This is a genomic window from Nocardia sp. NPDC051052 (assembly GCF_044456045.1).
Lineage (GTDB): Bacteria > Actinomycetota > Actinomycetes > Mycobacteriales > Mycobacteriaceae > Nocardia.
Genome location: NZ_JBITFL010000002.1, coordinates 279,129 through 300,683 on the forward strand (window position 1 = coordinate 279,129; position 21,555 = coordinate 300,683).

Here is a 21,555-nt window from a genome sequence, read left to right on the forward strand (position 1 = left end):
GTCCTGGGTTCAGCCTTGCGGCTTCACGAAAGCAGCCGCACCGATCCGCTGTGCCAGGGCTGGCGCGTCGCCGTTGTCGTCGGCGATCCGGGAGACGGCATACACGCCGAGCCGCGATAGGTCACGCGTGGCGAAAACACCGCTCGCGTAGCCGATGTCGTGCCCGGTCTTGCCCCACAGCACCGTGCCGTCGGGCATCCGGGTGCTCATCAGCCCGCCATCGCTGAAGCACTGGACGCGCAGGCCGGTGGAGATATCGCACAACGGTGCGCCGTCGGGGCCCACTGGAATGGTGAAGAGCAGCTGCTGCTGTGCCGGCGGCAGCAGGTCGCCGTCGAGCACGGCGACCAGGAACCGGTCGACGTCGGCCGGGGTCGAGATGATCGTCGAGGGAAGTCCGGCCTGCTCGCTCACATCGACCACCGAGCCATTGCTCGCGGTGTAGTAGCCGTGCAGATACGGCGTCGGGATGCGCGGGTCGCGTTCGGGCACTGAGGTTTCCCGCAGCCCCAGCGGCCCGGTGATCCGATCCCCGACCTCCTGGGCGAACGAGTTCCCGGTGACCCGCTCGATCAGCAGCCCTGCCACCCGGTAGGCGAAACTGCTGTACTCCTGCTTGGTGCCTGCCACGAAGTGCGGTCCCGGTGCGGTCCTGACGGCAGGGTCGGGGTACAGCGTGTCGTGGACGTCCTGGGCGAAGGTCCGGTAGTCGAATCGACCCGCGATCAGCTGGTCCGGCGTCAGCGGCGGCGCGCCCTCGTCCTCGGCGGGCAGCCCGCTGGTGTGATTCAGCAGTTCTTGGACGGTAACGGTGTCGAACGCGGCAGGCAGCGCCTCTGGCAGGTATCGACGCACCCGCGCGTGCAGGTCGAGATGCCCTTCCGCGGCCAGTTGCAGTATGACGATCGACTCGAAAACCTTTGAGACACTGCCGATCCGGTAGTGCGAGTCGCGGGACACCGGCTGCCCGGTGATCCTGTCCCCGTCCGCACCCTGCCAGATCTGCCCGTCGCCCGCGACCAGCGCGAGATCTCCGGCGGCGTTGTCGCCGTCGATGATCTTGACCGCCGAATCGAGCGCGGCGATGTTCAACCCGCCGCCGGCCAACGCCGGAGCCGCCAGCGCGACCAGCGCCGCAGCGGACACGACCGCGGCGCGATACAAGGTGTGCTTCATCGACGTTGCCCCCATAGGTATCGGATCATGCTGTAGTGACCCCCGCGATGACCACGCTAGCCAACATCCACCCCCGGGTGCATCAGGGAAGTCCCTGACTCCCCCGCGCGATGGGCGGTGACGTGGGCGATGATGAACCCGGCACGAACATAGTTCACCGAATAGGCGAGGACAGCATGGCTACACCCGGATTTCCGCCCAATTCCCTTGACTCCGAGGGTTTTCCGCTGTGGATCAGCGGGCTGGCGAGCGACGATCCCAATCACTGCGTGCACGTGGTCCGCGGACTCGAACCCGCCGCGGCACTCGAAGCACTGGGAGCCAAGGCGCCGCTGTTCCGGCCGTGCGAACTTCCAGCAGACAAGCCGGACGAGCGGACCTCCCTGCCCGCGGCGGCGCTCGGCACCGGGCGAGGCGATACCGCGACACTGCTGGCGGGGCGGATCGGCGAATGGACATTCATCTACGACGATTTCGGCGCCACCGACGACGCGGCGGCCCTATCGGCCGACGGTCGGGTAGCCGCGACGAGCTACTTCTCCATCAATGCCGACGCGAGCCTGACCTACTACGCCGACGGGAGCGAAGTCGCCTGGATCAACGTCGACGACCTCGAACTCGACACCGACCTGGCCGACCTGCCCGACGAACTGCGCGCGGCGTTCGAAGCGGCCGGCACCGTCGACCACGACTACCTCGAACCGGGCGAGGCCGATTTCGCCATCGCCCTGCGCGCGATCAGCGCACTCGCAGGCATCCACCACACCATCGACGACCTACGCCAAATCCCATTGCTGGTCACACCTTTCGGCTGAATCGGCCGCCCGGCTCCTCCCGCGGTTGCCGCACAGGTTCAACTGGACTTGATCACTCGGGTCCGGTAGACCTTGTCGCGCCGGGTTGCACGGTGCCGCTCGGCCAAGCGGTGCGGAAGCGGCCTTGGCGGTCGCTGTGCCAAAGCCGTGGTAGACCGGATTTCCAGGAGGATCTGTGCCGCTGATCGCAGCCGCCATCTGCCCGCATCCACCGACGTTGATACCCGCGGTAGCAGGCGCTGCCGCCGCGGAATTGGATGAGTTACGGGCAGCATGTGTCGAATCGATCCGCCGACTGCGAATCCCCAAGTTCGGTGACGCAACTGAAGGTTGGGCTATCGGCAGGTCCAGGGAATTCGTGTCCGATCCGACTTTGCCCAACCTGTTGGTGATCGTTGGAGGCGACGACACGACACTTGCGTATGACTCCGCCACCACATTCGGAAGTCTTCGGCGATACGGAATCGTCTGGGACTGGGATTTCGCCTGGTGCCAGGGCGAGCAAGGGGCGCTGCCGCTCCCCCTGTCACTGTCGGTTGGGCTATGGCTCGCGACCGCGCACGGCCCGCCTGGCCCCTTCTTCAAACGCTTTGCATATCAGTCGGTTTCGTTCGACGCACCGCCTGAGGAGTGTGCGGCACTGGGTAAGGATTTGGCCGCACAGGATGCCAACGTCGCAATGCTCGTCATCGGAGAAGCCGCACCCACCGAGCAGTTGCCCACGAGCACAGCGCACCGCGCGGCGCTCTACAACCGAACACTCGCGCAGGCATTCGCGCACGCCGACACCACCACTCTCAGCAAACTCGATCCGGTGGCATCAAGCACGCTGAAAGCATCCGGACGTGCGTCGTGGCAGGTCCTGGCCGGCGCGGCCGAAGGTCAAAAACTCGAGGGGCGGCTGATATCCGACCCGAGGTCTCATGAGTCAGGATTCTTCGTGGCCAGTTGGACCCAGACTGCCTCGGCACCACTCGACGCTGCATAGCAAATATAAGGCAAATGTGCCTGTGGCCATATCGACACGGCCTCGTCCAGCGTTTCCGTACCGGCCCTGGCTCGCAGCGGTATCGAAACCTCGAGGTAGAGACGCTGATGAGTACCGAGTTGGCGTTCTACGCCGGGCGTCTTTGGTGAAGTGACCATGTCGCCTCCCTTATATAGGGCGGGATCGGTACACTCTTGGTTACCGATTTTTGGTGCCCATTTCCCGAACCCGAAATCGAACTTCTGGTTTCGGTATAGCTCGACCCGAGTTCTGGCCGCGATCGTGTTGACCCGGATGCGCTGCGGTGGTGCTGATCGATCTTCGTGGCCGATCCGGTCGAACAGACCGAGAGAAGGGGCGTGCGGATGGAATTCACCGAACTTACCGAATGTCCGCTGCGCGACGGTCGGATCGTGGAGTGGCTGCCTACCGCGGCGACGAAATGGTCCGACTGGCCGCGAGATCCGCGCGCGATCTCGTTCAACCAGGAGCAGCACCTGAAAAACATGCTGGAGCGCAGGCGACAGTGCGTGCCTACGCAGAGCTGGTTAGGACAGGTGTTCCGGTTCGATCTCGCGCTCGACGAGCGGGCATGGGCGGAAGCCGTCGATGCCTGGATCGATCGCCATGAAGTATTGCGAACGCACGTGGCCATCGAGAGTGACCGATGCACCCGCTATACGCTGCCTCGCGGGGGCGTCCGAACTCGTCGCCGCGAGCCGGGAACACGGATGGCCACGAGGTCACCTCGTCAGTACATACAGCGAGTGCTCGATAATTCGACCTCGCCGCGGCACTGGCCTGCCTACCTGTTCATCACCATCGATCACGGGGACGCCTTCACCGTTGTTTTCGGCGGAGACCACGGCCTGATGGACGGGTACTCGGTCGTGCAGGTCGCGGCTGAACTGCATGTCCTCTACAGCGCCGCGAACGGGTCGGGCGCCGCGTTGCCCGCGGTCGGCAGCTATCTCGATTTCGGTGAACGAGAACGGCTCGCCGCCTTAGCGGCGACGGCGGCAGACCCCGCGGTCGGCGTGTGGCGTGAGTTCTTCGCCACGGCGACCGGCGAACCGTCGACTGGTGCTCCCGGAGCGAAGACGTTGGGGACGATAGCCACTGTCTTTCCACTCGATGCCGGCCCCGCAGCGGCCGCGCAGGTGGCGCAGCGAACCCTCGCCGTACACCTGCTCGACGAGCACCAGGCCGAGCGGGTGTCGCTATTCACCCACGAACTGGGACAAGGATTCAACGCCGCGCTACTTGCCGCGTTCGCTGCGGCCGCCAACGAACTCGCGCAGACGCACGACTTTCGCACGGTGCTGCCCGTGCACACGCGAATGCATCCGGAATGGGCGCATGCCTTCGGATGGTTCGTCGGACTTCGCCCGTTTCACCTCAACAGCGAGGGGGTGACCGGTCTTCGTCGGCTGATCGAGCTGGCCGGTCAGGATCTGAGACGGTGCCGCGACGGCGCGGACATTCCGTTTCCCCGGGTATGCGAACTGCTCGGTCGCCGGCCCCGCACCTCGTTTCTGTTGTCCTACATGGACATTCGTTCGCTTCCCGCAGCTGATCGCTGGGCGGCCTGGGATGCTCGGTGCCTACGTAGCCGCAGCTACTCGACCGACGAGTGCTATTTCTGGCTGGTGCGTGGGCCGCTGGGGGTCACGCTGAGTGCGCGCTTTCCCGGAACGGCTAGCGCTGCCCGAGAAGTTCAGCAGATCGTGGCGCGGTTGCGCGCGCTGCTCGGCGAGTTCGCCGAGCACGGCGACGCCCACCTGCCAGCAGTGACCAGGGCCGAAGCGGCGAAGGGAGCCGAACTCGTATGGTGACAACCCGCGTCAACGACCTGAGCATGATCACGATGGGCGAGTGGATGCCACGAGGTGGTGAGCTGCTCGAGTACGTCCCGGTCACCCAGAGCCGGGAAGCCGCGCGGCGCGCACCCGCCAGCTCCGCGCCGGTGTCGTTGTTGCAGCAGTCGCACATCGCCGGCAAGCTCGCGGCCGAGCGAGCCGGCGGCACGCCCGCGTCGTCGCTCGGGGGCACCTTCACGGTGACCGGTCGACTGGACCGGTCTGCCGCGCAACAGGCGGTTACGGCGTTCGTGCTTCGCCATGAAACGCTGCGTTGCTGGTTCTCCGCCGAGGAGTCCGATGGCAGGTTGTCGCTCACGCGTCACCTTGTCGCGGCGGCCGACATCGGTTTCACCACGGTATCTGCCGGAATGTTCGACTCCAGCGCGGACATTCGTGCGGTGACCGGTCGACGATTCCAGACCGAAACGAATCCGGTGCGGTGGCCTGCGTTCGTTTTCGGGGCGATCGACCACGGCGACGAGTTCACGCTGTTCTTTTCGATGGACCACTCGCATACCGATGGTTATTCGATCCTGCTCGCCTTCAGCGAACTGCACACGCTATACCGGGCCTTCCAGACCGGCACCGCCCCTGATCTGCCCGTGACCGGAAGCCACCTCGAATTCTGCCGGGACGAAAGCCGGCTGCTCGAACATTTCGACCTTAAAGCCCCCGCGGTCGAAGAACTCCTGGCGATGCTGCGCAATAGCCAGTTCGATCAGCTCCCCGTTGATTTCGGTCTCGCACCAGGTCAGACGGCCGCGCGCATGGACACTCGGAGCGAGATACTCGATGGCGACGAGGCCGATGCTTTCGCGGTGGTCTGCCGGGCCAATGACGCGTCCTTCAGCGCGGGTCTCTTCGCCGCACTCGCCGTCACCGATCTCGAATTCGCCGGTCGGACCAGTCATCACAGTTTCAATGTGGTCAGTGCTCGCGATGATTCGAGATACCTTGCCGCGCAAGGCTGGTTCGTCAATTATCTGCCGGTCGGCCTGACGCTCGGGGAAAACGCGCTGTTCACCCACACGGCGAAGGCGGCGGCGGGAGCGTTCGACCGGCTGAAAACCTTGATCGGGGTACCGATCCTCGGGCTGCTCGATGCCGCGGGCGCACCGCTGCCGGCGTTCGCGGCCCCACCGATGGTGTCTTACCTGGATTTTCGCAGGTTCGCCGCCGCGTCCTTGCCTGCCGTCCACTCGATGCACTCGCTCACCACCGATAGCATGCTCGGCCCCGTTTCCCAGATCTGGTTCTGCCGCGAGGCCCATCGCACGGTGATGCTGGTGAAGCATCCCGACACCGCGGCCGCGCGCGAATCGGTCGATCGTTACGTGCGGCAGTTGCGAACAATCGTGCACAGCGTGGCGCATACCGGCGACTTTCGCGCCACCGCTGCGGCGACCAAAGTCTGATGCGACTGCTCTATCTGGACCAGTGGTGCGCTGCGCCCGCCACGGTGCTCGAATGGACCGTGCTGGCCGCATCGGAGCTGGTCGACTCGCCGGTGCCGCCGACCGGTAATCAGCTGGTACATCTCGCCGCGGCGCAAACATCCTGGATCGCAGTGCTATTTGATGTCCCCGGCCTGATCGATCGCGGCGCGCTCGAGATCGCTTTCGACGTCTGGACTACCCGCCACGATGCGTTGCGTTGCTGCTTTGTGCACCCGGACGGTCCGCGGCCGGTGTCGATGCGAGTCACCACCGGCATCCGGCTAGCGGCCCGGCCCGACGTGCCGGTCGCCACTGCCGACGAGCTGCGTGCCGTGCTCGGCACCCGTTTCGACGAAGCCTGCGATCCGTTCCGGTTCGCCCCGTACACGCTCGCGGCGATCAACCGACCCGACCGTTCGACGATAATCTGTGCCTTCGACCATGGCGTCTGCGATGCCTGGTCGATGACTATCGCCGCGACGGAGCTCGACCAGCTCTATCGCGCCGCCCGTGACCGCGGCAGGCCTGGAGCGGCGGCGGCGGCGGCGAAGCTGCCCGCGGCGGGCAGCTTCCTGTCGTACTGCGCAACCGAATCCGAGGTGGCACGGGTATCGCGCGACGATCCGAGGCTACGGCGCTGGCGTGAGTTTCTGGGTGAGTCCGGCCACGACTTGCCGCATTTCCCTGGCGATCTCGGCCTTGCGCCAGGGACGACCGCGCCGATGGCCGGGGACGTCCGACGGGTGCTCGACGCGGACGATGCCGATTCGTTCGAGCTGCGTTGTCGGGACGAGGAACATTCGGTCTTCGCCGCATTGCTGGCCGCGGTCGGGCATGCCGTTGCCGCGCAATTCGGCTGCCCGAGAACGCTGTTGATCGCGCCTGTGCACATGCGGCGGGAACCATTGCTGCGCAATACTTTCGGATGGCTGGTCGGTAATGCGCCTGCCGTCGTGGCTACCGATATCGCCGATTTCGCCGCAACGGCGCGCGCGGCCGACGATTCGATCCGCGCCGGCCTACTGCTCGCGGGGGTCCCGCCCGCCCGATTACTCGCGGAGATGTCCTCGGAGCTGCGCCTGACTCGGACGAATCTGTTCACCGTCTCGTTCGTCGACTACCGGAGGTTGCCCGGCGGATCCCACTCTCCCGGCCCGGCGCCCTGGAACTGTGTCCAGTTGAGTCGCGAAGGTCGGGCCGATGACGTGCAAATGTGGTTCAGCCGCACCGACGATGGCGTCGCGTTGCGGACTAGATTCCCTGATACGACAGTCGCGCAAGCCAGGGTCGGCGAGTTTCTCGACCGGCTCACCGCGGCTCTCGCGCGGTGAGCCGAGCCGAGGTCAGGCGGGCGGCGGTAGCGCATCCGCGAGGGTGTTGCGGAAGGCGTACTCGACCCGGGGGTCGCCGGGCAGCGACCACTGTGGCCCGACGAAGTACCTGGCCGCTTCCTGGTCGCCCTTGGCGAGGTATTGCGCCCAGCCCAACGTGAGCGGCGCGAACGCGTTATACGCCGGGCCGTCCATCGGGGTGTTGTGGTTGGCTCCCCGGACACACGCCAGATAGGCGGGGGCCCGCAAGGCTGTCTGATACCCCAGCCACCTGATGAGATACCAGTGCCAGACGATGGCGTCCGCGCAGCCGGTGAGGTAGAGGGTGGGGACATCGAAGACGAAGCCCGCCGCGACGGGGGACGACTCGGTGGGGACCGCCCCGATGATTCGGAATGCCGGATCGATCTGGCGATAGACGTCGGGCGGGAGCACCGCGCCCATCGCGACCGCGCCGCCGCCCCCGGAGTGCCCGGCCATGACGACGCGACCGAGGTCGACCTTGCCGTGCAGCGGGCTGTTCGGATCGTTGTTGGCGCCCGCCAGGGTCTGCGCCCCCATCAGCGGCAGTTCCACCGTCGAGTTCCACAGGTCGTACGGCATTACGACGACGTATCCGTAGCTGGCCCAGTACCGCGCGCTGGCGGCGTACCACGCTGGTTCGGCCATGAAGCCGGGCATGTAGAAGATCGCAGGCACTCGGTCCAGCGTCGCGATGTCCGATGGGTAGAACAGGCCTACCCCGCCGACCGACTCGGTACCCGAGGGAAACGCGTTGCTACAAGATAACTTTTCATGGTTTCCAAGATTTAGGAACAGATTGCTCCAAAACTGTCCCCACACAGAAGAATCACAATCGTGCATGGACAACGTTTCGGCAGTCGCATGCGGGCCGGGTTCTCCGATGTCGCTCAATGGTCGACCATCGGAGGTGAAACCGTCGTCGGCCGAGGCGATATCCGGCATCATGCCGAACGAAACAAGGCATAGCACGGCAACAGCCGTGGGGAACATGGCAAGAGCTCGGTGTCGCATTCGCGATGAGCGCACGGTATGTCCTCTCGGTGCCTGAGCCATTGAAATGAAGATCGTCGTCGGAATATCGCTTACGCGACAAGTGTGCCGAACACAACAATAGAGGGGATTGCGGCAAGCGCCGCCACCTTTGGTAGTCTCGTGTCGGACGAATAGCTGCTCATTTGCACAATATAGCCAATGCCCTCTGTGGATGGAGCTTCGGTGAATGAAGTGTGCTCGCCCTCCCGTACCAGGCGTCAGCTGCCACGTCGCGTGGTCGCCGGGGTCGCCACGACGCTGGCGATCGTGGCGTCGGGAACGTTGCCGGCCATTGCCGATCCCCCACCGGGGGCAGCGACATTCGTAGCGGACGGCGATCCCTGGTACGACGACCCGCCGAATCTGGCGGAGTTGAACAACGGTGATGTGATCCGAACTCGGGTCGTGCAGTCCAGATGGACCGTCATACCGGTGCCGATCCAGACCACGCAGATCCTGTTCCGTAGCACCGACTCGCACGGTAACCCCATCGCGACCGCCACCTCGGTGCTGGTTCCCGGGGTGCCCGCGCTCGGTGCGCGTCCGGTGATTTCGTACCAGCCATTCATCGATGGCCTTGCCCCACAGTGCAATCCGTCCCAGGAGCTGCAGCTGGGCACGCTGAATGAGATGTACATCATGTCGCCATTGCTCGCGTCCGGCACGGCCCTGGTGGTGACCGACTTCAACGGAAAGTACAGTGCGGTCGGCGCGCCGAGCGAAGGCCGGATGGTGCTCGACGGGATCCGTGCTACCCAGCGCGCGGGGCTGGGGCTGGAGCATTCGCCGATCGGGCTCTACGGGTATTCCGGTGGTGGCAATGCCTCGTTGTCCGCGGCGGAACAGCACCGAGACTATGCGCCGGAGCTGGCGATCCGTGGCGTCGCCGCGGGCGGTGTTCCCGGTGACAAGGTCGCCCTCGCCCCGTACGCTGCCAGCCCGGCCGGCGGCCTGTACAGCGGATGGCTGTGGGTCAGCCTGCTGGGCCTGGCGCGCGAATACCCGCAGGTGCTCGATGGTTTGGATCGGCAGCTCAACGCGGAGGGCAAGCAGACGGCGGCGCAGCTGAACGGTACCTGCACCTATTCCTCCAACGACATCGTGCTGCGCCACCCGATCGGCGCCAGCCTGATCGATCCCGGCGCGGCCTTCGCCGATCCGGATATCCGTGGCCCGTTGACCGAGGCGAGTTTCGGCAGGCCGGGCAATACTCCGGATCTGCCGCTGTTCCTCTGGCATTCCATGAGCGACCAGGTGGTGCCCGCCGACCTGGGCATGGACTCGGTGGTGCGGAACTACTGCGGCAGTGGCGGGAACGTGCGGTACTACCGGGTCGCGGTACTCGAGCACTTCCTCTTGACCGTGTTCGGCGCGGGTGGCGCGATGCCGTGGCTGCTGGGAGTGGTGAACGGTGCCGATCCCGGGCCTGCGAACTGCTGATGTCCGGTCCAAACCATCAATCCGTCGGAAGGTCCTCGATGCTGACACCGATAACAGCTGATCTTCGACCGAAGGTGAAACCAGCGGTTCGATCCGCGGTGATCCTGAGCGCTTTCGCGATTGCGTTGGCCGCCACGCCCGGTGCCGGTCCCGCGGGGGCGCAGGACTTCACTGAACTACGCAAGCCCGCCGCCGGTTCGGTAGGTCATGCCGGCAAATGGATGGTCGACGGCGCCGGTCGCGTCGTGATCCTGCACGGTGAGAATGTCGCGGTCAAACGTGCGCCCTATCGCCCGTCCGCGGCCGGTTTCGGCGACCCGGACGCCGATCTGCTGGCTCGCGAGGGCTTCAACGCCGCCAGGATCGCGGTGTTCTGGGCAGCGGTGGAGCCGGAACCGGGGCAGTACGACGACGGGTATCTCGCCGACATCGCCGGGACCGTGGCCATGCTCAACAGCCGCGGGATCAGCACTGTACTCGAGCTGCACCAGGATCTCTGGTCGGCCAAGTACGGCGGTTCCGGTGCGCCGGACTGGGCCTCGATCGAGGACGGATTCCCTACTGTCCCAGGCAATCCCGCCACCGGTGCGATCACCAATCCCGCCTACTGGCAGGCGAGTGAGAACTTCTACAACAATCGTCAGGGACCCGGCGGTGTGGGTATTCGTGATCGATTCCTCGCGATGTGGCGGCATATGGCGGGGTATTTCTCCGGCGTCGGTGGAGTCATCGGGTACGGCCCGCTCAACCAGCCGCCTGCCGGCTCCGCGTTCCTGCCTTGCTTGGCCAATGCGTGTCCGCCGGTCGCCGCCGACCGTATCCAGGCGCTAGGACGTGACGTCAGTTCGGCCATTCGAGACAACGACCCGGCCACCCCGATCTGGCTGGGCGGGTTGATTACCTCCAGCTTCGGCGCGAGCCCGCAACTTGGTCCGCCGCCGGATCCGAACACTGTCTATGGTTTCAATTCCTACTGTGTCGTGGCGGCTTTCGCCGGCGGCACAGGTGTCGGTTGCGGTCCGCAGTGGGAGTCGGGTGCGGCGCAGGCGCAGGGATACTCCGACGCCACCCAGACCCCGGCGGTCGTGACGGAGTTCGGCGCGACCGGTGCGCACGACGCGCTGAACGAGAACATAGCGATCTTCGACAATCGGCAGGTCGGCTGGTTCCACTGGACCTATCTCGGCGGAGACCCGGCCACGGTGTCGGCGGACCCCGATGCGCAGGCCGTGTCGGTCAATCCGAGTCTGCTCGACGTACTGGCGCGGCCGTACCCGCAACTGACCTCGGGTACGCCGGGGCCGTGGCGATTCGATCCGGGGACAAAGCAATTCGATTACTCCTGGAGCACCGCACGGGCCACCGGAGACGGCGGGTTTCCGGCCGGCGCGCAGACGCTGATCGCGACACCGGACCGTCAGTACCCCGGCGGCTATCACGTCCAGGTCGCCGGTGGTCGCCGGGTGTCGGAACCCGGTGGGCAGCTGCGGATCGAGTCGTGTCCGGGCGCAGGGCAGGTCTCCGTGACGGTGCAGGCGGGCACGGGTCCCGACAACCAGGGCTGCTGACGGCCACTCCGTCGTGAGTCGAGGAAGGAAGACGACGATGAACTTCTCGCGTATCCGGCTCGGTGTCGTGGCCGCCTTGGCGGCGAGTGGCATTGTCGCTGTCTCCGCGCCGATGCCGACCGCCGCGGCCGACGGCCCTGGCGTGCGGTATATCTCGTTCGGCGACAGCCAGACCGCTGCGGTATACGCCGGGGGCGGCGGTCCACTCGGTCTGCCGGAATTGCAGCAACAGCCGAAAACTGTTCCCCCGCCCAATCCGGTGGCGTGCGGCCGGACGAACTACGGCTGGCCGTCGACCCTGGCGGGCGAATGGGGCCTCGGCGCACCGCAATTGGGCGATTGGGCCGACTACGCGTGCCAGTCCGCGACGACCGATATCGAGCCTGTCAACAACCTGCGCACCCAGGTCGATCAGTCGATCAAGGACGGAATGCTCGGCCCCGCAACCAAACTGGTGACCATTCAGATCGGTGGCAACGACACCTGGTACCCGGGACAGCAGTCCAGCTTCGTCTACACGCTGGTGCTGTGCATGGTGGACATCCTGCGCGGCTGTGACGATCGGGTCGATCCCAACCTCTATCTCGACGCGAACGCCGTCACCGGCGCCAGCCTGGCCCAACGGCTCACCGCGGGACTGCGCGGCGACATCATCGGCGCGATCCGCGCCGCAGCGCCCAACGTCGCCATCAAGCTGGTCGGCTACCCCGACCCGCTGCCGCCGGTCGGCGTCCCGTTCGTCTGCACTCATGTGGTCGGCATACCGGTCCCGTGGCCGCAGGCCCGTTCCGCTTACGCGCACAAGCTCTCCGATGCCGTCGAGTCCGCCCAACGCGACGCGGCCGAGCAGCTTGGCCTCGGGTTCTGGTCACTGCGCCCGCCCACCGCCGGCCACGATGCGTGCGCTGCTGATTCCTATTGGACCGGGGTGGCCGATCCGGGCCAGTCCTTCTTTCCGTTCCACCAGACGCTGCAGGGACATGCCGTTGAGGGCACGTACCTCAATGGCGCGCGAATCGCCGAGGGGATCGGCTGACCGGAGGATGACATGAACACCGACATCACTCCAGTGCAATTGGCGGATTTATCCTTCGGCGAACGCTACTTCCTCGCCGGAGACGCCCGAGTGGTGATCGCCGCGACCGTCGACGGTGAGCTCGACGTCGCGCGGATGCTCGCGGCGTACGACGCGCTGGCGCTGGAATACCCGGTGGTGTCATGCCGATCCGTCGACGCGGGCGCGGACAGCGACCGGTTGCTGGCCGGTGATGGGACCGCGAAGTCGGTGTCGGCCGATGATCGCGACGGTTACTGGGATCAGGTGGTGCCACCGGTCGACAAGTCGCGCAACATGGTTCGTCTCGACATCGTCGGCTCCGGCAAGCGGTATCTCGTCGCCATGGTCGCCCATCATGCGATCTGGGACGGGCGACTGTGCGTCGAGGTCTTCGCCAGGCTGTGGTCTCGCTACGCCGATCCGTCCGCCGGGATTCGTGCCCCGCGCCTGCAGGACAGCGATCGAACAGTGTTGCGAGAGCACGGATTCGCCACGCCGGCGCAGGCGGACATCGACGATGCGCTGCGGCGCCGGACCCTGCCGTACGCGACTCTGCCGCTCGAGTCCGGTACTGCGCCAGGGCGGCGCCGGATCCGAATGAGCGAGGCCGTGACCGGGCGCGTGCTCGCGGCAGCGGAACAAGCGCGCACCTCGGTGCACGGGATACTATGCGCCGCCGTGCTCGTTGCCGAGCGCCGGTTTCTGGGCGGAATCGACTTGCGGCCCATGGCGATTCGAAGCTATGTCGACCTGCGTGAAGTCCTGATCCCGCCGGTCGCGGCGGCCGGCGTGCGCAATCTGGTCGGATCTTCCTGGTCAGCCGCGATGGTCGCGCCCGACAGCACGGTTGTCGCGATGGGGGTCGCGCTGCAGGAGCAACTCACCCACGATCTCACCAGCGGTGTGCTCGGATACGAGGCGAGCAACCCTGGTACCCAGTGGAACCCGGTCATCGATGTCTCCGGTGTCTCCAACATGGGTGTGCTCCCGAACATGTCGACCGGCGATCTCACCGTGACCGATGTGCGGGGGTTCACCGAGGACGGTGGCGTGCCGCCTCGGTGCTATTTCGTCACCACCTATGCCAACAGGCTGTCCATCGAACTGGTCTGGTTTCCCGACACCATGTCGACCGAGACCGCGGCGCGGATTCTCGAGGAAGTGGCGGCACAGCTGGAGTCGGCGCGATGATCAAGCCGTCGGCGCACATCGGTTTCGCGGTGCCGTCCCGGTCAGGTCACTTCATCACGTCGCTGGCGTTGGCCCGCGCGCTGATCTCGCGTGGGCATCGCGTCACCTATATCGGCACCAACGATTTCGCGGACCCGATCACCGCGGCCGGCGCGGCCCTGATCAGATCCTCCAGCTACGGCAGGGTATTCACCGATCCCTACGAGCGCGGCGGACAGGTCGGTGCCTTCGGTGCGGCCACCGCCGAAGCGAACTTCGAACTCGGCAACGACCTCGACCGCCTGACCGAACATTTCCGGGCCGATCCGCTGGACGTGCTGTGCGTCAACTTCATCTCCCACCTCGGCTACGGCCTGGCGGAGACGCTGAGCATCCCGCGGGTCGGGCTGTACCCGACCTTCGCGGTCGACGATCAGCTCTTCGCCCCGGTGTACGGCTCGTTCGAGCCGGAGCCAGGCGAGCGCGCCGATCGAGCCGCCGCCTGGCGTCGAGCCGGGATTTCACCGCCGGAAATCATGTGGATCGTGCCGCCCGCGGATCGGCTGAACCTCGTATCCATCCCGCGTAGTTTTCAGATCGGAAGCGAACGCCTGGACGACACTTTTCAGTTCATCGGTCCCAGCCTTGCCGGACACACCGAAACCGATACCTGGCAGCCGCCGGGTACGGACCGGCCGAACGTGTACATCTCGTTGGGCACCGTATTCAACGACAACGCGCAGTTCTTCCGGCGCTGTCTTCGCGAACTCGGCGACCGCGATCTCTCTGTGGCAATGTCCATCGGATCCACCGTCGATATCACGAAACTCGGGCCGATACCCTCGAATTTCGATGTGCGGCCGCGGTTTCCGCAGATCGCGGTGCTGCGTGGCAGCGACGTGTTCGTCAGCCATGTCGGTACGGGCTCGATGATGGAGGCCATCTTGACAGGCGTGCCGATCATTGGTTTCCCGCAGAATCACGAGCAGTCGCTGTATGCGGCCAAACTCACCGAATTGGGGCTCGGCCGGTACCCGCGTGACACCGAATGCTCGCTGTCCGAACTCGTTGCGCAAACCCTCGAGTCGACGCAGTACCGGACCAATCTCGGCGAACTGCGTAGGCAACTGGAAGCCGACGACGGAATCGCCCGGGGCGCTGGGAGCGTCGAGGCGTTGATCGCGCATACCTCGCTGGCCAGGCGCGGCGGATGAGGATACTGGTCGTGGGCGCGGGTGGCGTCGGTGGTTGTCTCGCAGGTATTTTCGCGGCCGAGCCGGAGAACTCGGTGGCGATTCTCGCGCGCGGCGCGACGAAGCAAGCGATCGAGGACCACGGATTGATCCTGGTCGACGACGCGGACCGGCAGTGCGTGCACCGAATCGATGTCATCGGACCCACCGGGACTGCCGATGTGTTCGATGTCGTGGTGCTGTGCGTCAAAACCTGGCAGCTCGACTCCGTCATGCCCCTCGTGCTGGCGGCGATCGGACCGAACACGGTCGTCGTCACCACCGAAAACGGCTTGGCCACCGGTGATCACGTGGCCGAGACGATTGATCCGGCAGCCATCGTCGTCGGCGCCTGCGTGATGATCGCCGAGCGGCGCGCGCCGGGGGTTTTCCACTGTTCCAGTCACCCACCGCACCTCGAACTGGCACCGTACGCTCTGGTCGACGCGGCGCCGACCAGCCGATTCCATGCCGTCGTAGCAGCCTTCCGCCGAGCCGGTATCGACGCGATCGTGTCAGCGAATCTCGAGCTGACCCTCTGGCGCAAGCTCATGCTCACCGGATCGTTCGCCGGTGTCGGCGCGCTGACCGGCAGGACCGCCGGCGAAATCCGCGCGCATGCGCCGACCTTGCGGTTGTTGCGTGCGGCGATGCGGGAGGCCGCGCTGATCGCCCGCGGATCGGGTGTTGCCGTCACCGACGAAGATGTCGACTTGGCGCTCGGACAATTCGATCGCTTCCCGCCGCTCGGCGTCGCCTCCATGCAACGGGATATAGCGGCAGGCCGGCCGTCGGAACTGTTCGATCTCAGCGGCGCGATCGTGTCCGCCGGGCTACGAATCCAGGCCCCGGCGCCGATCCACTCACATATCCTCGAGTCGTTGCTGCCGGGAGAATTGCGTGCCCGGGCAGGCACGGATGCGCCGCCGCTGCCCGCCGAGTTGGCTGTCGCGGTCAACGCGGCCAAAACGGTTCGCTGACAACTGCTTCGAGCTACGTATCGTCGGCGTTCAACGCGGCACGGTCACTGGGTCGGTGCAGCTGTCGGGCAGGTCGACGAATGAGCAGATGGCTGGTGGTCGGGTAGGTCGATAATCGCTCGGTAGTCCGCTGGACGCGGTGATGGTGCGGTAGGCGGCGACAGCGTCGGTGGGCACGCGGGTGAGGGTGGGGTCGGTGACGACATCGACGGTGTAGAGGCCGAAACGCAGTGCGTAGCTGCCCCGCGCGAAGCCGTCGGTGAGTGCCGAGTAGGTGTAGCCGATCACGTCGATGCCGTCGGCGTGCGCGCGCTGCAACCAGTAGACGGTGTCGCGCAGGTGGTCGGCGCGGCTATACCCGTCGTCTCGCAGGCCGTTCCGCGTCACCATCCCGTTTTCCACCACATACACCGGTTTGCCGGGGAATCTGTGTGCGCAATAGTGCAGCGCGTAATACATCGACTCCGGCTGTATCGCGTGCGTCAGCGGGTTGCTCAGGTCCTGCGGGGCGATGATCGCGTGCGCTGCCAGCTGCGGCAGAGTGTCCAGCGAGAAGCTGAGGGAGGTACCGAGCCCGACGAAATCCAAGCGGTCGATGATCTGATCCAGGATCAGACTCTCTGTGGCATCCGCGATCGTGCCTGCCGCGAGATTGATCGACATCGTCACCTGCGCACCTGGTTGTACCTGGTGGATGTGGTCGTAGATGGCGTTGTGCGCGTCGGCCAGCAGCAACGCCATCGCCGGGATGCCGGTGGCAGGCACAGTGTCGCGCGACTCGAACTTTATGTATGCGCCGGGGTTGGCCACCGTTATCCACAGTGGGTCTCGGGGTGCGTAGCGGTCCACCACTGTGCGGGCATTGCTGAGCCACGCCTCGACAATGCTCGGATCGGCCCAACCGCCACGGTCGGCGATCCACACCGGATACACCCAGTGGTCGAGGGTGAGCATCGGGCGAATCCCCTTGGCGCTCATGGCGTCCAGCACACGGTCGTAGAATTCGAAACCGGCCTCGTCCCATTCGCCGGGCCTTGGCTGCAGCCGCGCCCATTCGATGCTGATGCCATACACCCTGACCCCGAGGCCGGCGGCCAGCGCGATATCAGCTGGGTACCGAGTGTAGAAGTCCACGCAATCGGGGAATTGGGCGAGCACGGTGTGTTCGGTGAACAGCCGCCGCTGGTGACTGTCAGGTGTGTGACCTTCATTGTCGAATCCGGAACCCGCAACGCCCCAAAGGAATTCGCGACCCAGCGATGGCAGATCGACAGGCGGCGCGGGCCGCCCGGCAGCAGGTGCGGGTCGGCCGATGACGGTGCCGGCGAGACTGGCTGCCGCGAGACCGAAGGCGGTTCGCCGGGTGAATCGTCGCATGATGTCTTCACCTTTCACAGAGAGTTCTGAAGCCATCGCGGCCGAACTCACGACGTTGCCGGACCGGGCTCAACCATCCGCTGATCGCGCCGCACCGCTTCGACCGGGTGGCGCGAGGCTGGTACAAGCCGTCGAGCAAGCGATCACGGACATAGTGGCGGCAGCTTCCGTCCCGGCAAGTAGGTGCCGAGGTCGGTGGTGATGGTGTTGGCGGTGAGGGAGCAGATGCGGCGTGCGGCGTGATCGGGTTCGAGGTCCCAAAGTCGTAGTGCGCCTTGGCCGCCGGTGCCGATGAGGTAGTTGGCTTTCGGGTGAAAGGCGACATGCCAGCGGCCCGAGCCCGGTGGGGTGAGGGACGGACCGTACGGGCTGGGGTGTGTGGGGTCGGTGAAGGTCCAAAGCCGGACGGTGGAGTCGGTGCCTGCGGTGGCCAGGCGGCGGCCATCGGGACTGATGTCCACCGAGGAGACAGCACTTCTGCTGGCCGCCAGCGGGTCTCCTTGTGGCCGAATGGTTCCCGGGTCGGCGATGTCGAAGACGCGGACTGTCCCCGCGTCCCATCCGGCGACGACGGTGCGGTGGTCGGGGCTGACCGCGAGACCGCCGCCCTTGCCGAGCCAGTCGGCGACGGTGGTGCCGACCGGCCCAGTGGAGCGCTTCAGCGACACCGGCGTGTCCCATACGTTGAGTTTGTCGGCGAGGGTGGCACCGACCTTGCCGTCGCGGCTGGCGGCGAATTGAAATCCCGTGCGCGACAGTCCACCCGACGACGGCACAACGAGCGCTGCGCTGCGCTGCACCGGCCGGTCCGGGTCGACATAGTCCCAGACGATCAACTCCGCGACCGGCCCTCGGGAGAGGGTGACCAAGACCTGCTGGTCGAGGGCGAACGCGACACCGGCAGCTTCCGGGAAACTGTGTGTCGCACGGGGTCTGGCCGGATCGGCGATGTCGAGGAGCGTGACCACTCCGTTGATTGTCAGTGCCGCGAACCGGCCGTCGAAACTCACGACGGGATAGCTGGTGCCGGACACGCCGGTGATTCCGGTGACGTTGTCGACGGTGCCGAGTAGCTGCGGTGCCGCGGGGTCGTGGATATCCCAGATGCGGGCGGCGGCGCCGTGGGCTGTGGTGATCATCCGGGTACCGTCGGCGCTGACCGCCGGGGGCTGGATCTGTCCGGCTTGGCCCGCCGGCGTAGTGCTCGGCAGCGACCATTGCTGCACCGTGCCGCCGACGGTGGCAATCGTGAAGTAGCGTCCGTCGGGGCTGAAGGCCGCGACCGCAGGCAGGGCGGAGCATCGCCGGGTGTCGGATGCGCCCGGGCAGGTCGCCGCAGCGGTGAGCGGCGGCCCCAAGAGTGCAGGGTGAGCGAGGTCGGCCAGGTTCCACAGTGTGGTGCCGAAGGTAGTGACGGTCGCGAGAGTCCGGCTGTCGGGGCTGAGAATGATGCTGATCAGGTCGTAGGCGGACGGCACGGAGAAGCTCGCGGCGGCCGGGTTGGGATGGCGGGGGTCTTCGATGTTCAGGAACTGAATTTCAGCGTCGCTGCCGGGTGACTGCGACGACCGTCGGCCTGCGGCGGCCAGCAGCGGCGTGCCGGCGGAGAAAGCCAGGAGCATTGATCCGTCGACGACTTGCGCGACTTGTGTTCCGGTACGGGCGCTCGATGGTGAGTCGAGGTCCCACATCCGGGCGGTGAGCGTCTTGCCGAACGAGCCTTGCACCATACTGCTTCCCGTCACCAGCGCTTTGTCGCCACTGGTGAATCTCACCGCGAAGACGGTTTCACCGACGGTGAGAGAGGGCAAGAGCGGTTTCGCTGTCTGCGGGTCGGTGATATCCCACAGCGTGACCTGGTCGTCGTGGGCGACAGCGACAGTGCGGCCGTCGTGCGAGAGCGCCAGGCGGGTAATCGGAGTCCCGGTGTCGACGACGTGTAGCAAGCGGGGCTGTTCGGAAGTGGACAGGTCGTAGATTCGCGCGGTGTGGTCTGCGCTGCCCGCAATCAGCGTCGATCCATGCCCGGCGATACTGGTCAGTTGGCTGGTGTGGTCGGTGATCGTTGCCGTCGGGGCGGTGGTGGCCGGGTCGCGCACGTTCCAGATACGGATGGCGTGATCGTCACCCGCGGTGACCAGCAGGCCGTTGTCGAGGTAAACGAGCCCGATGAAGTCTCCGTCGTGATCGTTGAAGGTGTGCGCCACCGGCAGGTTCTGGCTCGCGATCAGACGTGCGGCGGCATCAGGATCGCCAGGGCGCAGTCGCTGTGCGAGGAGGCCGAGCTGGGCGGACAAGGTCGGTTCACTGTTCTGCAGGCGGTCGGCCTCGCTCAGCACGGTGGTGAAGAAGACCTCGTCGCGTTCCCTGCTAGTGATGTCGGCACGGACGACGCTGGTCAGCGCGGCGACCAGCAGCACGACCACCGCCGCCGCGAGCCCGGCCTGGGTGGCGATGCGCCGTCGATGTTGCCGGATGCCCGCGGTGAGGAATTCGCCGGTCTGCCCGATCGGTCTCGGCGAATGTTCGCGGGCCTGCGCCAGGCGCGTGCTGCGGTACAGCAGGGCTCGGTTGCGTTGCGAGGCGGCCCATTCCGCGGCGTCGGCGGCGACCCGCTGACGCACTAGGTGGCCTTCGCGATCGGCCTCGATCCATTTCCACAACTCCGGCCAGGCGTCGATCACCACCTCGTGGGTGAGGATCGCGGTATGGGTGTCGAGGGTGATCAGTCGCGCCCAGGCAAGGGTTTCCAGCGCCGTCGCCGCGGCGTCAGGGTCGCTGGTATGCGCGAGCAGATCAGCGCGGGCAACCCGGCGCCGGGTATCGCGGGTGTCGCGGCCGATGGTGACCATCTGCAGCAGAATGTCTTTGGCCGCTGCCTGCTGGGAGTTATCCAGTTTCTGCCACGCGGTGTCGGCGGTGCGGGCCACGGACCCGGCGACACCGCCCGCGGCCCGGTATCCGGCGACGGACAGCTTGCGTCCCTTGCGCCGATGCCAGACTTCCTCCATCACGTGAGACAGCAGCGGCAGCGCACCCGAACTATCACCATCGGCGACCTCCCCGAGCCCGCCGAATTCGGTCAGGATCAGGTCCACCAGGCCCGGTTCCAGCTTGAATTCCGCCCTGGCCGCCGGTTGGGTGATCGCATCGGTCAGTTCTTCGCGGCTCATCGCGGACAGTAGGAAAGGGCGCTGCGTGATGGCGTTGGCCAGCACCGGATAGTCCAGGCAGGGTGCAAAGAAGTCGGCGCGCACCGCGACCACCACCGTGGCACCCCGATCCGTGCAGCGCGGCAACCCGTCGATGAACGCCCTGCGGGCGTCGTCATCGATTGCCGCGGTGAACAGTTCCTCGAACTGGTCGACGACCATCAGGCGCCGACCGCCACAATCCGACGGGATCTCGATCGCGGCGGGGTCCGGGCCCGGCGTGCTGGTGGTGATCGTCCATTCGGGTCCGAGAGCAGGGGTCAGCCCCGCGGCGAGCAGCGACGACTTGCCCGCGCCGGAGGCGCCGAACACAACAACGATCCCGCCGCCGGCACGGTCGGTCGATCGGACCAGCGCAGCCAGGTCGTCGGTCGCGCGTTCGCGGCCGAAAAACCGCTCGGCGTCGCCGGGTAAGTACGGTGCCAGGCCTTGATACGGGCAATCGGCGTCCTCCGGCGGTTTCCACCCATTGGCCGCAGCCCACAGGCGTTGCCAATCCCGCAGGGTGAGAAGTCCTGCGGGAGGCTGCTTTCGGGACTGTTTTGCCAGATCGATCAGCGTCAGCAGCGCCGGTCGAAGCACATCCCACCGGGCCGGGATGGCGCCGGCGCGCCAATCGCTGAGCCGCTGGGCGGTGACCGTCGCGGTGGTATGCCCCTTGGCTGCTTCCTCACGTTGATTGGCCGTGCGCGCAACACGATCCAGGACGGGGTTTCCCGCGCGCTCCCACAGGCTGTTGAACTGCCGGGTGAAGACCTTACGAGGTGAACTACCGACTTCCCGGTCCCCTGACGTCTCAACCATCTGCCGCGCATCGACTTTGCCTGCACCATAGGTGATTTCCAGATATCAACG

General features: G+C 66.0%; 15 protein-coding genes. 11 read left to right on the plus strand and 4 right to left on the minus strand.

The window, feature by feature from the left end; translation table 11 throughout:
* Window positions 1-9: 9 nt before the first annotated feature.
* Complete coding sequence (locus ACIBCN_RS06275) at window positions 10-1,176, minus strand: serine hydrolase domain-containing protein (protein WP_396990434.1); 1,167 nt, start codon at window positions 1,174-1,176, stop codon at window positions 10-12.
* Between the two features lie 176 nt (window positions 1,177-1,352).
* On the opposite strand from ACIBCN_RS06275, the gene ACIBCN_RS06280 reads away from it, so the two are divergent.
* From ACIBCN_RS06280 to ACIBCN_RS06300, 5 genes are all read left to right on the plus strand, one after another.
* A complete protein-coding gene (locus tag ACIBCN_RS06280; RefSeq protein WP_396990435.1) occupies window positions 1,353-1,991 on the plus strand; it encodes a DUF6461 domain-containing protein in 639 nt (212 codons plus the stop codon).
* 175 nt (window positions 1,992-2,166) lie between these two features.
* Window positions 2,167-2,979 (plus strand): hypothetical protein, encoded by an 813-nt coding sequence (locus tag ACIBCN_RS06285; RefSeq protein WP_396990436.1) that lies wholly within the window; start codon window positions 2,167-2,169, stop codon window positions 2,977-2,979.
* 365 nt (window positions 2,980-3,344) lie between these two features.
* Window positions 3,345-4,814 (plus strand): condensation domain-containing protein, encoded by a 1,470-nt coding sequence (locus ACIBCN_RS06290; RefSeq protein WP_396990437.1) that lies wholly within the window; start codon window positions 3,345-3,347, stop codon window positions 4,812-4,814.
* The gene (locus tag ACIBCN_RS06295) at window positions 4,808-6,256 is read left to right on the plus strand and encodes a condensation domain-containing protein (RefSeq protein WP_396990438.1); all 1,449 of its coding nucleotides are present in this window, start codon (window positions 4,808-4,810) and stop codon (window positions 6,254-6,256) included. Before ACIBCN_RS06290 ends, ACIBCN_RS06295 begins: the two co-directional genes overlap by 7 nt.
* Window positions 6,256-7,608, plus strand: a complete 1,353-nt coding sequence (locus tag ACIBCN_RS06300; RefSeq protein WP_396990439.1) for a condensation domain-containing protein — start codon at window positions 6,256-6,258, stop codon at window positions 7,606-7,608. The genes ACIBCN_RS06295 and ACIBCN_RS06300 overlap by 1 nt, the downstream gene beginning before the upstream one ends.
* A 12-nt stretch (window positions 7,609-7,620) precedes the next feature.
* On the opposite strand, the gene ACIBCN_RS06305 is transcribed toward ACIBCN_RS06300, so the two are convergent.
* Entirely contained in the window at window positions 7,621-8,307 is a 687-nt protein-coding gene (locus ACIBCN_RS06305; RefSeq protein WP_396990440.1) for a hypothetical protein, read from the minus strand.
* 540 nt (window positions 8,308-8,847) lie between these two features.
* On the opposite strand from ACIBCN_RS06305, the gene ACIBCN_RS06310 reads away from it, so the two are divergent.
* From ACIBCN_RS06310 to ACIBCN_RS06335, 6 genes are all read left to right on the plus strand, one after another.
* The gene (locus tag ACIBCN_RS06310; RefSeq protein ID WP_396990441.1) at window positions 8,848-10,104 is read left to right on the plus strand and encodes a lipase family protein; all 1,257 of its coding nucleotides are present in this window, start codon (window positions 8,848-8,850) and stop codon (window positions 10,102-10,104) included.
* Window positions 10,105-10,178: 74 nt separating this feature from the next.
* A complete protein-coding gene (locus ACIBCN_RS06315; RefSeq protein WP_396990442.1) occupies window positions 10,179-11,672 on the plus strand; it encodes a cellulase family glycosylhydrolase in 1,494 nt (497 codons plus the stop codon).
* 37 nt (window positions 11,673-11,709) lie between these two features.
* Window positions 11,710-12,708: an SGNH/GDSL hydrolase family protein gene (locus ACIBCN_RS06320; RefSeq protein ID WP_396990443.1), complete on the plus strand. Its 999-nt coding sequence runs from the start codon at window positions 11,710-11,712 to the stop codon at window positions 12,706-12,708.
* A 12-nt stretch (window positions 12,709-12,720) separates the two neighbouring features.
* Window positions 12,721-13,920, plus strand: coding sequence for a hypothetical protein (locus ACIBCN_RS06325; protein ID WP_396990444.1), 1,200 nt, complete (start codon window positions 12,721-12,723; stop codon window positions 13,918-13,920).
* The gene (locus tag ACIBCN_RS06330; protein WP_396990445.1) at window positions 13,917-15,113 is read left to right on the plus strand and encodes a nucleotide disphospho-sugar-binding domain-containing protein; all 1,197 of its coding nucleotides are present in this window, start codon (window positions 13,917-13,919) and stop codon (window positions 15,111-15,113) included. Before ACIBCN_RS06325 ends, ACIBCN_RS06330 begins: the two co-directional genes overlap by 4 nt.
* Window positions 15,110-16,111, plus strand: a complete 1,002-nt coding sequence (locus ACIBCN_RS06335; protein ID WP_396990446.1) for a ketopantoate reductase family protein — start codon at window positions 15,110-15,112, stop codon at window positions 16,109-16,111. Before ACIBCN_RS06330 ends, ACIBCN_RS06335 begins: the two co-directional genes overlap by 4 nt.
* A 30-nt stretch (window positions 16,112-16,141) precedes the next feature.
* Here ACIBCN_RS06335 and ACIBCN_RS06340 read toward each other — a convergent pair whose 3' ends face one another.
* Together ACIBCN_RS06340 and ACIBCN_RS06345 are read right to left on the minus strand one after the other, a co-directional pair.
* On the minus strand, window positions 16,142-17,488 hold the full coding sequence (locus ACIBCN_RS06340) for a family 1 glycosylhydrolase (RefSeq protein WP_396990447.1): 1,347 nt from the start codon (window positions 17,486-17,488) through the stop codon (window positions 16,142-16,144).
* A gap of 143 nt (window positions 17,489-17,631) precedes the next feature.
* A complete protein-coding gene (locus ACIBCN_RS06345; protein ID WP_396990448.1) occupies window positions 17,632-21,504 on the minus strand; it encodes an AAA family ATPase in 3,873 nt (1,290 codons plus the stop codon).
* Between the last annotated feature and the right edge of the window lie 51 nt (window positions 21,505-21,555).

What these genes read in the sequence shown, in the direction of transcription:
- ACIBCN_RS06275 (WP_396990434.1), bottom strand. Translation starts at nt 1,176, where the DNA reads ATGAAGCACACCTTGTATCGCGCCGCGGTCGTGTCCGCTGCGGCGCTG.
- ACIBCN_RS06280 (WP_396990435.1), top strand. Translation starts at nt 1,353, where the DNA reads ATGGCTACACCCGGATTTCCGCCCAATTCCCTTGACTCCGAGGGTTTT.
- ACIBCN_RS06290 (WP_396990437.1), top strand. Translation starts at nt 3,345, where the DNA reads ATGGAATTCACCGAACTTACCGAATGTCCGCTGCGCGACGGTCGGATC.
- ACIBCN_RS06295 (WP_396990438.1), top strand. Translation starts at nt 4,808, where the DNA reads ATGGTGACAACCCGCGTCAACGACCTGAGCATGATCACGATGGGCGAG.
- ACIBCN_RS06300 (WP_396990439.1), top strand. Translation starts at nt 6,256, where the DNA reads ATGCGACTGCTCTATCTGGACCAGTGGTGCGCTGCGCCCGCCACGGTG.
- ACIBCN_RS06320 (WP_396990443.1), top strand. Translation starts at nt 11,710, where the DNA reads ATGAACTTCTCGCGTATCCGGCTCGGTGTCGTGGCCGCCTTGGCGGCG.
- ACIBCN_RS06325 (WP_396990444.1), top strand. Translation starts at nt 12,721, where the DNA reads ATGAACACCGACATCACTCCAGTGCAATTGGCGGATTTATCCTTCGGC.
- ACIBCN_RS06330 (WP_396990445.1), top strand. Translation starts at nt 13,917, where the DNA reads ATGATCAAGCCGTCGGCGCACATCGGTTTCGCGGTGCCGTCCCGGTCA.
- ACIBCN_RS06335 (WP_396990446.1), top strand. Translation starts at nt 15,110, where the DNA reads ATGAGGATACTGGTCGTGGGCGCGGGTGGCGTCGGTGGTTGTCTCGCA.
- ACIBCN_RS06340 (WP_396990447.1), bottom strand. Translation starts at nt 17,488, where the DNA reads ATGCGACGATTCACCCGGCGAACCGCCTTCGGTCTCGCGGCAGCCAGT.
- ACIBCN_RS06345 (WP_396990448.1), bottom strand. Translation starts at nt 21,504, where the DNA reads ATGGTTGAGACGTCAGGGGACCGGGAAGTCGGTAGTTCACCTCGTAAG.